The organism is Alteromonas sp. KUL150 (genome assembly GCF_009811475.1).
Taxonomy (GTDB): Bacteria; Pseudomonadota; Gammaproteobacteria; order Enterobacterales; family Alteromonadaceae; genus Alteromonas; species Alteromonas gracilis.
Genome location: NZ_BLIJ01000065.1, coordinates 14,776 through 28,325 on the forward strand (window position 1 = coordinate 14,776; position 13,550 = coordinate 28,325).

Annotated in this window: 11 protein-coding genes; 2 read left to right on the plus strand and 9 right to left on the minus strand. The window is 42.2% G+C overall.

The features are described from left to right. Positions 1–12: 12 nt before the first annotated feature. The 5 genes from GVO62_RS15040 to GVO62_RS15060 are packed head-to-tail and all read right to left on the minus strand — an operon-like array spanning position 13 to position 6,706. A complete protein-coding gene (locus tag GVO62_RS15040; RefSeq protein WP_159119935.1) occupies positions 13–1,086 on the minus strand; it encodes a GNAT family N-acetyltransferase in 1,074 nt (357 codons plus the stop codon). Further along, entirely contained in the window at positions 1,086–2,102 is a 1,017-nt protein-coding gene (locus GVO62_RS15045; protein ID WP_159119936.1) for a polysaccharide deacetylase family protein, read from the minus strand. Before GVO62_RS15045 ends, GVO62_RS15040 begins: the two co-directional genes overlap by 1 nt. After that, on the minus strand, positions 2,095–3,204 hold the full coding sequence (locus GVO62_RS15050; protein ID WP_159119937.1) for a glycosyltransferase: 1,110 nt from the start codon (positions 3,202–3,204) through the stop codon (positions 2,095–2,097). Before GVO62_RS15050 ends, GVO62_RS15045 begins: the two co-directional genes overlap by 8 nt. Positions 3,205–3,206: 2 nt before the next feature. Continuing rightward, positions 3,207–4,172, minus strand: a complete 966-nt coding sequence (locus GVO62_RS15055; protein ID WP_159119938.1) for a glycosyltransferase — start codon at positions 4,170–4,172, stop codon at positions 3,207–3,209. Then, positions 4,169–6,706: a hypothetical protein gene (locus GVO62_RS15060; RefSeq protein WP_159119939.1), complete on the minus strand. Its 2,538-nt coding sequence runs from the start codon at positions 6,704–6,706 to the stop codon at positions 4,169–4,171. Before GVO62_RS15060 ends, GVO62_RS15055 begins: the two co-directional genes overlap by 4 nt. Before the next feature lie 188 nt (positions 6,707–6,894). Here GVO62_RS15060 and GVO62_RS15065 point away from each other — a divergent pair, with 188 nt between their 5' ends. Further along, positions 6,895–8,106, plus strand: coding sequence for a TIGR03087 family PEP-CTERM/XrtA system glycosyltransferase (locus tag GVO62_RS15065; protein WP_159119940.1), 1,212 nt, complete (start codon positions 6,895–6,897; stop codon positions 8,104–8,106). After that, positions 8,103–8,687 (plus strand): acyltransferase, encoded by a 585-nt coding sequence (locus GVO62_RS15070; protein WP_159119941.1) that lies wholly within the window; start codon positions 8,103–8,105, stop codon positions 8,685–8,687. Before GVO62_RS15065 ends, GVO62_RS15070 begins: the two co-directional genes overlap by 4 nt. On the opposite strand, the gene GVO62_RS15075 is transcribed toward GVO62_RS15070, so the two are convergent. The 4 genes from GVO62_RS15075 to GVO62_RS15090 all read right to left on the minus strand — a co-directional run bounded on the left by GVO62_RS15075 (position 8,668) and on the right by GVO62_RS15090 (position 13,507). After that, positions 8,668–9,729, minus strand: coding sequence for a GNAT family N-acetyltransferase (locus GVO62_RS15075; RefSeq protein WP_159119942.1), 1,062 nt, complete (start codon positions 9,727–9,729; stop codon positions 8,668–8,670). The two genes, GVO62_RS15070 and GVO62_RS15075, sit on opposite strands and share 20 nt — an antisense overlap. Positions 9,730–9,842: 113 nt before the next feature. Further along, on the minus strand, positions 9,843–10,880 hold the full coding sequence (locus GVO62_RS15080) for an EDSAP-1 family PEP-CTERM protein (protein ID WP_159119943.1): 1,038 nt from the start codon (positions 10,878–10,880) through the stop codon (positions 9,843–9,845). A gap of 181 nt (positions 10,881–11,061) precedes the next feature. Continuing rightward, on the minus strand, positions 11,062–12,693 hold the full coding sequence (locus GVO62_RS15085) for an FAD-binding oxidoreductase (protein ID WP_159119944.1): 1,632 nt from the start codon (positions 12,691–12,693) through the stop codon (positions 11,062–11,064). Further along, on the minus strand, positions 12,686–13,507 hold the full coding sequence (locus GVO62_RS15090; RefSeq protein WP_159119945.1) for a PEP-CTERM/exosortase system-associated acyltransferase: 822 nt from the start codon (positions 13,505–13,507) through the stop codon (positions 12,686–12,688). Before GVO62_RS15090 ends, GVO62_RS15085 begins: the two co-directional genes overlap by 8 nt. Between the last annotated feature and the right edge of the window lie 43 nt (positions 13,508–13,550).

Below are 13,550 nucleotides of genomic sequence, written 5' to 3' on the forward strand. Positions count from 1 at the left end.
GAATGGTTATCCCTACAAACTGATATAAGGTCGAAGAATTGACCCAGTTACAATGGTAAATTTTAAGGGAAGTTCACGCCAAATGTTTTCGGCTATTTCTCTTACCCTGCTTGAGCCTGACTCAGCGTCGCTTTTAGTGTCTATCAACTCATTATTTTTATCAAAACTCTGCCAGTTAAGCAGCTGAGGTTCTGCGCCCCATTGTTTTTTAAATTTATATGTACCTTCTTCAAAGGTTGAGCGGCCAAAGTCAAAAACTTTCACGCCATTGTCGGCGCAATGGGAAAGCAAAGACCAATACAACAACATATTAGGAGCAAGGCGATTGAAGTCACGAAGTGTTGAGGCCCATGGAATAGAAGCGTTGTCACCCGATTTTATGATAATGCCACCACCAATAGGCTGGCCATCGTGATAAACCACGCTAATTAAACTACTTTGGCCGTAACTTTTTATAACTGCCTTAAACCATTTTTCAGCGTGAACAGGAGAGCCGAGATCTCTCATGTTTTGAGCATATACGTTGTAGAAATCACTTACCAGAACGTTCGATGTGCCTAATTCAAAGGTAAGCCCATTTTTTTCAGCCTTTCTTATTTGGCTACGTAATTTAGATTTGAAACTTGATAACAGTATTTCACTTGACTCAGGCAGAGGCAAAAGCATACGCACTTTTTTGTTCTCAAACTGGGTTTTGTCTAAAGGTGATTGTTCTATACCTCTAACTTCTAATCTTTTTCCTGTTACGTTTCGCATCTGCGCAGCAAGAAGCGCATGCATGTCATTTAACACCTTGTCGTTGTCGGCTAAGCCATAGCCTACATCGCAATAAGGTAAAGAACATATTTGCTTGCCCAGCAAAGGTATATTCATTAAAACAGCAGGGAAAACACCAACAACTTGCCCCGTATTAGCACATGTGGCAATAACGCCAAGCATTGAATGACCGTAAGCGGCTTTTACTGCTTCAAGCCACGCAAACTTGTGATAAGCGGAAGCATTTTTGTGTTGTGATACATAGGCATCCCACAAAGGTTTGTCGCTGGCTGACGCTATTCGTAACTTTGTATTTTGATGTGCCGTCATTAATTTTGCTCACCTTTAATAACACCGCTTGAAGCGCTGCGGTTACTTAAATGCACCTTGGCTTCTGAGATAGTGCAAAATCTAACATTGGCATGTTTCGCTAAGTGTTGAGTTACAACCTCAATGCGCTGGCATATTGTTTCAAATGCATTTGGCCCATCTAAAAGGCCCGTTGCTCCGTCGATTAAACTAGAGCTGTGTAAGTACATGTGAATAACGGGTTGTTTTTTCTGAATGCTTTGGTCGACTAACGCAAGCATGTCTTCGATTTCGGTAAGCTCTGGACTCAAATAAATCTTTCTTAAAAGTTTACTGTGCCAAAGCAGACCGACAGATTTAACCCAATTAAAAGGCGGTTTAGATAGTCGATTATGAATGCGTTCACCAAGAGAGAAGTTTTGAATATTAAACCCTGCGGTAACAGGGATCTCAAGCAGTTGACGCTGCTCTCCAGGAGCCAGTGCGTTGTCAAACGAAGGCCAATAAGGCGATTCTGGTGCACCAAGGCAGCTAAAATAGTCGTTCCTGTAAAAGGGATAAACGCTTGAATCTACTACATAGCCTCTTGATGCAAGTAATCTAAGCATTTTGGCACTTACGCCCCATCGCCCGCTTCTAAAGGACTGTGGGCGAACGCCTATTTTGTCGTGTAAAAGGGCGTTTAGTGCATCGAGTTTTTGCTCTACTTGCTCTAAAGGAAGGTTTATTACATGAGATTCCGCTTCGGTTGTTTTACCGAAATAGGGAGGGTTACACCAAGGGTGTAGATGTGCTCCAATCTCCGCGCTGTTAGATTTAGCAAAGGTTCGCAGAGTTTGACTACCAACATTATTGCTTGCAACGGCGTAATCAACAAAATATGTAGGACGGATACCAAGGCTTTCACAGAAAGTTTGAAATGCAGGAAGCTTTTCAACATTTTCAACTGAACAGTTATGCTGCGGAAACTCTTCGTCCCACTGCCATTCTTCTTCAGTATCAATAGTTAAAACAAATAACACGTCCTGTTTATGCATTTACACTCTCTTTCAGGATTCCTTTGAATAATTCAAGGTATTCATCAGCCATTCTCTTAGCAGAGAAATTGGCTTCTACAAACGACTTTGAGTTTTGAGCTAGTGAGGTGGCGAGCGCTTTGTCGTCTAGCAGTCTCTCCCAATCTTTCTCAAGCTGCTTGCTGTTGTGAAGAGGAGCCAATAAACCAGACTCGTTGTGTGTTATTAGCTGGTCGATACCCGCAATGTCATAAGCAGACACCGGAATTTCCATGGCGCATGCTTCCATTAAGCAGCGAGGGATGCCTTCAAGCGTCGACGTCATTACGAACAAGTCAAAGTCGCGCAGCAGCTGTAGCCTGTCATTTCTAAAGCCTAAAAAATGAATGTCGCTGGCACTAGCCAGTGTTTTCGAATACGCCTCTAAGCTGGGGCGGTCTTCGCCGTCACCCAGCAGTACTAATTCAATATCTTGACGCTTTTTATATAAAGACTCGAAGCAGTCTAAAATGGCTTTTATATTTTTCCGGCTGATCATTTGGCCCACAAAGCCAATGGTCTTCTTTTCTTTTGGCTTGTCTGTTTTTGTTTGTCTAACGGCTTCTACTTCAGACAAGTCTACGCCATTTTGGATATACTCAAGCTTTTCAGGCGATATATTAAACTTCTCCACATCACTCATTAGTTGCTTAGAAAGTGGAACAACTTTGTCGGCAAAGCGCATCGACTGACACCCTAACCAAATAAAGAGACGGAGTTTCAAGTCGGCAGCATTTTCAAAGCCGTGGGGTGTTACAACACACGGAATACCTGCTTTTCTAGCCGCCATTACGCCCAAAATATCTGACTTATAGCCGTGAGTATGGATAATATCGATATCTTGTTCTTGAATTAAATCCGCCAATTTCGAAACGGCACGCAGGTCAAAACGACCCTGCATAGGAATGTGGTGAGTTTTTCCTATCGCTTTGAACTGTTTTACTAGCTCTAGCTCTTCTGTACCCGGCTCTAAGGTAACAACAAGTTCACTCGAAACACTATCTGGCAAATGCTTTGATAACGCTAACACCCATCTTTCTGCACCGTAAAAACCGGTTGAACAAATAAACTGTAAAACTTTCATTGTTATTTATGCGAGCTGGTACTAACAGCGCCGCGTACTCCTATTAATGTTCCAAGTGCTCTAGCCGGAAAATAAAGCAGATAAAAAAGTGAGCAATGCCACCAAGTTACTTGCTGCTTAACAAGCCTTTTTAGTCGCCACGTGTACGCTGTAAAAGGCAGAAAAGCGCCTACTAACATAACTATAGCGACAATAGGTTGCGAGAATATTATCGCGAGAAAAGCCAGTAAAAGACCACCTGTAAATGCAAAAGGAACAACAAAACTTGGCCATTCTCTCAGCGGAATGCGCCTTCCTTTTAAAGATGCAATATTGGACTGGCCGCGCCATATTTCTTTTTTATACATCGGTGCGTAAGCTTTGTCTTCGCCAATGTGAATATACTGGGTTTGTGAGGTGTAAAACAACTCACCTAATTTATTAACCTTATCGGTAAAGAAATAATCTTCACAAGTAAGAAGGTGTTCAGGAAACTTACCTGCTGCCTCAAAAGTTTCCTTTAAAAGAAATAAGTTGCGGCCAGGCAGAAAACTGACAGGCACATCAAGTTCAGCATTGCTTAACGCCGTTCTTATTCTCTCTAAAGGCGGAGCGTTAGGGCTGTTCACCTGCATGGCGCTAACTAGAGCCGTATTGTCTCGCGTTTTGAGAGTATCAATCATCACGTCTAGCCAATTCGAAGCAAGTGCAACATCTGCGTCTAAAAATGCCAAGTATTCACCTGTCGCCAAGCCGGCGCCCAGATTCCTAGAATGTGAAATCGTGTTATTTTCGTCGTTATATACAACTCGCAAATTTACTGTTTCGATAAATGCGCTGAGCGTATTTGAAATTTCTTTATTCTGACTTACCAAAACAACTTCGTATTGTTCTTTAGGTGTTGTTAGGCCCGCAATACTTGTTAGTGTTTCAATGAGCATGTCTTCACGCCCCTTATGAGGAATGATAAAAGACGTATTAATACTCATGGTTTACCTAACCATTTTTGAAGTTGTGGAAAACGTTTCACTAGCTGTTTTCTCTCTCTTGACGGAGATAAATCGATAAGGTTGGACAAAAGAAAACTCAATGAATTGGATTTCTCTGTTGAGGCCTGACCTTTTTGTGTAGAAGTCGATGAAAGAGGGCGGGCAGCCTGCTTAAAACCTGAGTAATGGCCGTTTTGCATCATCAAACAAAGTAGGCGCGTGGTACTCGTCTCAGCACTCGTACTAAGGCGATGATAAATTGTATCTGCTAGTTGTTCGGCTTTTTGTTCAGCAAGCGTACGTTGGGCTTCAGTTAGATAGTTAGACGCAAAATGCAGTACGCATAGTTTTCTTAGGTCTTGCCCACTCCACGTTTGATTCGGAAACTCAAGAATGTCAGGCTTGTCTAAATAAGCGTATTCGTTCACTGCCATCCAATTGGCATAGTGAGTAAGGGAGTTTACGGCGTATTGATAGCTCGAGTCACATTCACAGCGCTGTTCTTTAAGTGATATAAATCGGCAAACAGCTTGTAGGAAGACAGTATAAAACCACGTTGCTTCGACATTATCCAATTGCAACTGGTCGAAGTCATCGGTGGGGGAGACCGTATTCGCTATAATATAGGCCGCGGCTTCAATATCGCTATCACAACCTTGTAGTTCGTATCTATCTAGCCTTGCTTGCAGGTAGTTACCCGTGCCTCTGTCTAAAGGGTACTTCCCTGTTTTTACATTTTTAACACCAGGAATATCGCTATTTTTAAAAGCAAGTAGGGCGCCTAAAAACGTACCGTCGCCTTCATAATAATTGGTTACCCATTGCGTTATGGATAATGCGGCGTCTCGAGACGGTGTGTATCCAGTAAGCAGATAATGCAAAGTGAGACCATTGGTATAACAATGCTGCCCACCCGGTCCGCCGCCTCCAGCATGATCATCGTAAACACCAGTCGGCTGATGTTTAGAGTACGTTCTATGAGAAGCTGTATATGCCTGAACATAATGGTCGGTATGCCAAAATAATCCGCCGCTATACTCTGGCTTATCGTCACGGGTGTGATAAACATCAATATCTGCAACATGCTTGGCAAGGTCATCTGCTAGTTCAAACCAACGAGGTTCGCCGCTTAACAACCACTGTATTAGCATTCCAAATATGGGGTCGTATTGATTGTTGTAATGTGACACGAAAAAGGGCTCGTCAGGTGCGAGTGCCTTTTCGTGATCCGCGTACAGCTCACCGAAGTGTCGCCAGCCAAACTCGTCGATATCGAGCCGCTTTTGATAAAAAGAAGACGGACCTTCAATGCCACTTTTTATAAGAGAGTCAAACTTGCATGATTTAGAAGGAAGGAAAGGTAAAACAGATGCGTTTTTTAGCCAAGCGCTATCAATAACCACTTGTAGAGATTGCATCTCGAAAGGTGCGATCGAAACGCATCGTGTTTTTTGTTCCCCAGGCTGTAGTTCAGTACTCTCACTATATCTAGAACCTAACAAGCTAACGCTCAACCTGTCTGATGTTAATTGTGCTGAACTAGGAAAGTTTTGCCAAAATTTATCAACATGAATATTAAAAGTGCTACCGCTGTTTGAAATCTTAATTTGCGGTTTTGCTTGGTCACCCGAAAGCAATAAGTGGTCTGGTTGGTAAAGTTTAAAACCGCGAAACGGAAGCGAGTTAACGTTGTCTTGATTTACATGGACTGGACTTTGCCAGTTTTCAAAACCACTGGAGGCCTGATGAAGTGTCAGCTCTTCATGTTCAGATGAACTAAAGACATCAGAATTTAGCGTCAGCGTAGGCTCTAGCGATTTACCTTTGAACGAGATACAGCACTCTTTTAAATAAATACTGTTTGGGTCTCCCAAGTCCCACTTCCCATTTGGGTGTGCCGCAGCGCTTGGGTTTCGCATTGTTAAATGAGCACAAACCGTTCCGGTACTAAGGAAGATTGACGCTTCTGTTTCAACAATCAGCTTTTTATCGCTGCCGAGCCTAATCTCGTATTTTTGTTCAACGGTTAATGCGCTGTATTCGTTGTTATTGCAATGAAGAGCATAAGAGAGTGCAATAGGGGTTATCGATTGAGGAGTAATATCAACCATATCGAAAGAGCTGGATAAGTGCTTGTTGGTTGCAAACTCAAAAGGCTTGGCTTTGTTAATTGTGAATGTTTCGCCACAGCCTAGTGACAGTGAAAGCGCCTCATCGTTATCGTTTACAGGTGAGACAAGCTTGTTCGATGGTGAGTCGCTCTCCACCGCTTCTAACGTCAGAACTATTTCATCGCTTACCGAATGGTGCTGTAAATCAATCAAACCTTCACATAACAACCACTTTATTGAACCATCTGGCCATAGCTGCGAGGTTTTGATAAAAGTATCAGTTAAGAGTATTCCGTTTGCGGCAAGCCGAAATTGAGTGACGGCGGGCCACATTCCCTTAGGGCAGGGCAACCCTGTTTTAAAATGTCCGCACGTCTCTTTGGCTAAAGAGGCAACCTGGATAGTTCCAACCGTTTGTGTCATTACTGCTTTCTTTATTTCTTCCGTGAGCAATATTCTTGATGAACATATGCATAATGACTCTAGTATGCCAATGGAATTGCCACTTGTGTAGCCTTCATCACTAATTTGTTACTTTGACCTTATATTTGCTTCGAAGTAGTATGACAATAGGACAAATAAAAATACTAAAGATAGCTTGGAAGGCGCTGATGTCGAAAGTTTGCGTGTTGTCGCAACGAGTACCGTATCCCCCAAATAAGGGCGAAAAACTTAGAACATATCATCAAATTGAATTTCTAAATCGCTTAGGGTACGAAGTCGAAGTTTTTTCTCTCATAGAAACTGCAGAAGATAAGAAAAATGCCGAAGCGTTAGCCAAGCATCTTGGAATTTCGGTCAACTCTTACCAGTTAGGTAGTAAATTCACGCGTTATGCTTCGGCCTTACTGCAAGGTTTGCCCATAAGTGTTGGGGCGTTTTACTCAAAAACACTTCAACGTGTTATTGATGAGAAACTGAAAGAGGGTGATGATGCGCTGCTGTTAACTGCGTCGAGTTTAAGCTATTACATCTTCAGCTCGCCTTATTACAACAATACCCATTGTCGATTGTTTATGGACTTTATGGACGTTGATTCAGATAAGTGGGCACAATACGCAGATTCTTCTTCTTTCTTGATGCGCTGCGTATACAAGCGTGAAAGCAAAGGTATAAAAAAACTTGAGGCTAAAACAAACCAACGGTTTGATGAGTGCTTTTTGATTGCAAGCGAAGAGGCGCAGCTATTTAATTCTTCAGTAGACTCATCGAAAGCGATAACAGTGCTTGGAAACGGATTAGACCTCGATGCGTTTTATCCAGCGAAAGCGCAGCCTTGCGCGGCGACAATAAGCACTGCACCGCATTTCTTGTTCACGGGCGTGATGGACTACAAACCTAATGTAGACGCGGTACTTTGGTTTGTTAAAAATTGCTGGCCACTCATTCGTGAAAAAGCACCCAATGCAAAATTTACCGTGGGTGGTATGAACCCTGTTGAAGAAATAAAGGCGTTGTCAGACCGCGATGGCATAGATGTCACGGGCTTTGTCGATGATATATTGCCTTATTTTCACCAAGCTCATGCGTTTGTTGCGCCATTTAGGTTGGCAAGAGGCGTGCAGAACAAAGTGCTTCAAGCGGCAGCATGTAAACTACCGATAATAACCACGTCTATGGGAGCTGAAGGGATCTCGTTTGCCAACGCCGACAGCATGTGGATAGTAGATGACGTAGACAGCTTTGTAGCTGCATGCGTGGAAAGTATTGAAAACTTTGAGCTATCACAACATAAAGCACAACGTAGCTACCAAGCAATAGTTAGCGAATATAGCTGGGAACAACAATTGAGCCCGTTGAAAGTGGCAATGGCAAGAATATGAAATCAATAATTAAGACAAGTTTTTTTGCTCTTTGTGCACTGGTTATGCTTCCTTTCACGCTTTTGTATTTAATGCTGTCTATTGTGGTAAACAAAGACTCGCTGCTTTCCTCTTTTAGCCAGCTGCTATCGCTTATACCCGGTAAACTAGGGTGTTATTTACGTTCGGGCTTTTATCGGTTTGTCATGACCTCGTGTGCGCCAAACGTTCTCATCGGTTTCGCCACGTTGTTTTCACAACAAGATACTGAGATTGACGAGGGGGTGTACATAGGGCCGCAATGTAACATTGGTAAATGCGCAATTGGGAAAAATACTTTGTTGGGAAGCGGTGTGCACATTATGAGTGGCAAAGGACAACATAATTTTTCTGACCCAGAAAAGCCGATAAAAGATCAGGGCGGCGTTTTTACCAAAGTCTCTGTAGGAGAGAACTGTTGGTTGGGCAACGGTGCCTTAGTTATGGCAAACATAGGGAAGGGGAGCGTTGTCGCAGCAGGTTCTGTGGTTGTTGATGATGTTCCTGAGGGTGTTATTGTTGGAGGGAATCCGGCTAGAGTACTTAAGAAAGTCTCTGCTTAAGGCGTTGAAGTAAACGGGCTAGTCGTCCTCCAGTCGACTTGGTATAAAAAGTTAAGTTAGTGAAAGCATATACTTGTGTGCAAAGACTTTCTTTATATCGACTCTCTCCGCCCAAGAAATCATACCAATGAAACCCCTGTTTGCGATAATACTCCATCAAGGTGAAATGCAAAGTATACCCAGGCTTAATTTTATTGTTTGCAAACTGATAATTTATGCCTGAGCAATAAAAATACACTGTATCACCAAAAACGAAATTATAAGTGTAGCCCAATAAAGTAGTGCCTGCCTTTACTTCTGCAATACTTACATATTCAGAAAAATTTTCTAAAAAATAGGTGTGGTGGGCGAGAAAAGATGGATTTTCAAATCCACTACCTTCTGTGCTGTCGCTCCACTTCTCTTTATGCAACGCGCCTAAATTATCCAAAAAAATATGACGCTGGGTTTCTGATGCTTCATTCACCGAAATCGAGCCATATTGGTCTTCAAGCAATCTAGTAGAGCGGCGAATTTGAGAACGGGTGTTTTTTGAAAATTGCTTTTCCAAGTCTGGTGTAAACATTGAAGTTCGATAGCCATTAATTGTTTCGGCTTTAATGCCTAAGGTGTTTTCAATTATCTCTTTGCTAATTGATATATCGTTCGCCATAGAAATATACAGCTTACAAACATGACTTCTATTGGCTTCCTCTAAGAGGGATATAAGGCATGCTTGTTCGTGTTTTTTTGAGCAAATAAGAGTGTTATATTCAATCCAAACTTGGTCCTCATTAATTATGCCAGATTGGTTTAAATACCATGAATGAATGGGAGGAAAATGCAGCGTCTTTTTACTCGCTATCCAACAATAGCCGATAGGCTGGTTTTCTAACTTGAAGATGTAAAGACTAGGAAATAGTTTCAGGGAATATGCCCAAGATTCCTGCCAAGCTAGAGAAGTAAAGGGGGTACGTGTGTCAATATGCTCATGAACTTCTCTTAGAAATATTTTAACCTCTTCAAATGAAGCAAAAATTTTACGCTCTAGGAATACTGCCATAAACAAAATTTTAAGTTGAGAAAGCTTGATATCAAGCCTAACGATAAAAATGGTTTCAGTAAAATGAAAAAAGCCCTCTTACGAGGGCCTTTTAGTAAACTTACTATCGTATCTTACGATTTTCTGCGTCGCGCCGCAGCTAAGCCTAGAAGGCCTAAGCCAGCGATAGCTAAAGTTCCAGGAGCCGAAACTAAAGACACGCCTGCTGATGAAGCTTGTACAATTGATACTTGATAATCACCGTTACCAACACGATAAAACCCAGTTGCACTAGAGCCGTTTTCAACAGAAACGCCCGTATCACTGCCAGTAAAGTCATCGCTCGCCGATACTAAGCTCTGAGGGAATAGTGGAAGAAGATTAGTAACGTCTACGAATCCTGCACCAGTGTCAAAACCAACTGACCCGCCATCTTGGCTTGTACTGTCAGTTCCAAGGGAGATAGTGAAGTCAGCCGATGCAGTGGCATTAGCAGTCTGTGATGGATCGGCAGCAATGTCGGGTGTCTGACTTGCATCTACAAAAAGTGAATAGCTTGCTGTAAATGAAAGATAAAGTTCAGTAACACCCTGAATCGCAAAGTTTACCACAGTAGTCAATGAATCAGTAATATCAGAAGTTGCCGAAGCGTTATTGTTAGCTCCGCCGACCGATGCGCCTGCGTATGTCATACCTGACGCTGAAACGGCAGGGTTGACCAATGCACTACCATCAACGATCGAATCCGCGACTGCATAACCATAACCATTCGCGAGACTGTCAGCGTGAATCGCCTCAACGTTACTGTGCTGACCAATCAGACTGTTGTTTGTTAAGCCAAGAATGTTGCAAGAAGGACCTGCGCAATCAAATACCCCATCAGCAGTACCTGTGCCATTGGGGCCAGTCGCGAACACTCGAGTATCAGGTAAACCGACACCGTTGAAACCCGTACTAGTTTGAGCCGAACGAGTACCGCCACTTACTTGAATAAACGTGCCCAAGTCTTGCGGGAGCACAGGTTGTGTCATCGCTTCGTCATAAAAAGCAATAATTCCAAAAGACTGCACGTCCAAATAAGACGTTGCCACAACGCCCGCATTTGCGGAGAGTGAAGCGCCCGCTAGAACTGCGCCAGCTACTAAGCTCTTTTTAATTTTAGAAAATTTCATGTCTTTTCCTTTTGAATAAGCATTCTGTTTTTCGCGACTATTTGACTGCACGGCGTTAGAAGCGATTGTCTCAAAAGAACACGCAGATAATGTGCCATTATTTCAAGTGTCTGATTTATCTGTGTTTTGTTCTTTGTTTTGTGTTTGGTGGGCGACTTTTGTTAAATAACCTGACACATTATCAGAGCCCGTAACGCCCTGACGCTATCACTGAGTTGGGGTCGAGTGTTTGTTTAATCTCTCTAATGCTTTCTATCAACGTAGAAGAATAGTATTTGTCATAATCACGATGCTGTAAGCTGTTGAGCCGGTAGGTCAGGTAGCCGCTCTCTATGAGTCGTCTTACCAATGAATTATGGCAGCTCTCCGCATGATGATCTGAACTACCAGAACGTCTGTCGTATAACAAAGAGATTACACATTCAATTGCTGTTGAGGTGAGTACAGTCATCGATATTGCAGACTCAACGTCGAATTCCTCTAGAACTTCAGAAACGATAGATACGAGTTTTTCGGCATTTTTACCTGTAGCTGGGGCAGTAGGTGCAAGCCATATAAGACCAACTTTGTTCCTCTCGAGTTTTGTGAAGTCATTGTCAGAAGGTAGTTGGGTCAGTTTATAATGCACACTCTTTAGAAAGTCATTAGTAGGTTCACCGCGTTTCAGTTTCATTAGGCTATTTAATTTGTCGAGAGTTTTGTCGACTTTTAAACCGCTTAATTGAGAAACTTTTGGGGCAATTCTCTTTAACCATTTGAATTTGGCTTCACTAATAAACTGTACTTTAAACTCTCCATTTGCAAACGTGCGTTTAATTTTCTTCTTCCAAACTTCTACTTCGTCGCTACTCCCGTAAAGTGCACCTGAAGCAGTCCATTCGTTTAACATGTAAGCTTTTGTATGTCTCTTTCTGTCTTCGTCTGATAGTGAAAGCTTTGATAGGGGCCAGTCACTTTCATCAAGGGCTGCCTGCAGGGATTTATCGAGATTTGTTATGTGGACGCAGCTTTTTATAATTTGCCTTTCTCGTAAATCACGAATTCTATCGACCAACACATTAATGTTTGTGTCTTTCTGTGTCGTAATGAAGAATGGAAGATAGCATTCAGGTGCAGCTATAAGTTTAAGTGTTGCCTCAGTCACAATACCCAGCGTTGATTGAGAAAAAATCCCGTCGACATAAGGGCCCACGCCCCATTTGTATATGCCTTCACTCGCAAATCGTTTTGATTCGTCAGAAAATTGTCTAAACCCAGTTGAGATAGCTTTTCCATTTCCTAAAACTACGTCAAAGTCGCTAATGAACTCAAAGTGGTTTCCGGCGGGAGTATGACCAAAGCCTCGTTCCAGACTGTTGCCCAAAACGCTGCAATCTACTGATGAGCCTGTTGCGTCCATCCAAAACTTAAGGCCTTTTTCCTTTAAAAATTCATAAAGCTGCTTTTGGGTAACACCAGCCCCAATTCGTACTGTACCCAAAGTGTCGTCATATTCTGTGATGATATTAAGGTTGACTAGATACAGTAAGAAAGCATTGTCGCTTCCCGCTTCCGAGCATGTATAGCCCCAGTTTTTTCCACTACTTATAGGGTGTAATTGGAACTTTTCATCGTTTTGACTATTTGCGTCGTTGAACAATTTAACTATCTGGAAAACTTCATTTTTGTCATTGGGTATGATTACAGCACAAGGGTGTGTTTGTTCCTTTGTTGTACTTGTAGAAAACTCGTCAAACATTTCGCCATGTGTAAGAACATTCGGTTTTCCTACGATAGCTTCAATTTTGTTCACTAATTCCAGTTTTTTAGGCATTATCGAGTTGCTCTTTCATGTCTTTTCCAATGACCATCATCAACTTCTTAAAACCAGGAGATAGAGTTTGGAATAACACTTTGGGGTCAATATGATAAGGTGCTCTTTTCCCATGATATTCAGTCACCTTTCCTATTTGCGTAAAAGGGATTCCTACAAATCTGAGACTGCGCGCAAGTCTGGGTTCCATCATTACGAAAATATGATTGATGCCCTTTTGTTGTGTTACCGTCGCGGCCATAAAGTATAAACTTATAGCAATGAAGGGAAAACAACGCATTTCGTTTTGTGAGAAGCTATGTTCATCAATTACACCAGTACCTGCGCCCTCATACTGGTCAGTTTTCCGTTTACGAAATTGCGCGGGAACAGCGAGACGTGATATTTCACAAATCTCTTCACGCCTATAATTTTTTGGATGAAGGACTTCATCTTCTATTGCATGACTACAAAATTGCTCGATGGGGAGTAGTTGCTCTGAAGAATTCGACATCACCATGCGAACAGTGCCTGCAAAGTTTTTTGACCCTTTATGCTGGACTAAGCAATGGATCGAGTGCTCGTCAAATTCATCTTTCTCCAAGCCGTCTGATTTTTCCGGTTCAAACGCTAGCTCAGTGCAGTAAACATCATGTCTTATCCTGAATGATAGTTCCTTCGTGGCCTGGTCATTTGCTATCGTGGTATTAAAAAACTGTTTAAAGTGGGTAGCTATTTTACTTACTTCTCTGTTTGCAAGCGTGGTCTGGAGTGATTTAGACACATTCCTAAGCAGTGGGTTGCTATCCATTTTTTTAAACAATTGCTTTAGCATTGTCATTCTCTTATTGGCAACGGTGTTACTATTAGATAAGCAT

What these genes read in the sequence shown, in the direction of transcription:
- GVO62_RS15040 (WP_159119935.1), bottom strand. Translation starts at nt 1,086, where the DNA reads ATGACGGCACATCAAAATACAAAGTTACGAATAGCGTCAGCCAGCGAC.
- GVO62_RS15045 (WP_159119936.1), bottom strand. Translation starts at nt 2,102, where the DNA reads ATGCATAAACAGGACGTGTTATTTGTTTTAACTATTGATACTGAAGAA.
- GVO62_RS15050 (WP_159119937.1), bottom strand. Translation starts at nt 3,204, where the DNA reads ATGAAAGTTTTACAGTTTATTTGTTCAACCGGTTTTTACGGTGCAGAA.
- GVO62_RS15055 (WP_159119938.1), bottom strand. Translation starts at nt 4,172, where the DNA reads ATGAGTATTAATACGTCTTTTATCATTCCTCATAAGGGGCGTGAAGAC.
- GVO62_RS15060 (WP_159119939.1), bottom strand. Translation starts at nt 6,706, where the DNA reads ATGACACAAACGGTTGGAACTATCCAGGTTGCCTCTTTAGCCAAAGAG.
- GVO62_RS15065 (WP_159119940.1), top strand. Translation starts at nt 6,895, where the DNA reads ATGTCGAAAGTTTGCGTGTTGTCGCAACGAGTACCGTATCCCCCAAAT.
- GVO62_RS15070 (WP_159119941.1), top strand. Translation starts at nt 8,103, where the DNA reads ATGAAATCAATAATTAAGACAAGTTTTTTTGCTCTTTGTGCACTGGTT.
- GVO62_RS15075 (WP_159119942.1), bottom strand. Translation starts at nt 9,729, where the DNA reads ATGGCAGTATTCCTAGAGCGTAAAATTTTTGCTTCATTTGAAGAGGTT.
- GVO62_RS15080 (WP_159119943.1), bottom strand. Translation starts at nt 10,880, where the DNA reads ATGAAATTTTCTAAAATTAAAAAGAGCTTAGTAGCTGGCGCAGTTCTA.
- GVO62_RS15085 (WP_159119944.1), bottom strand. Translation starts at nt 12,693, where the DNA reads ATGCCTAAAAAACTGGAATTAGTGAACAAAATTGAAGCTATCGTAGGA.
- GVO62_RS15090 (WP_159119945.1), bottom strand. Translation starts at nt 13,507, where the DNA reads ATGCTAAAGCAATTGTTTAAAAAAATGGATAGCAACCCACTGCTTAGG.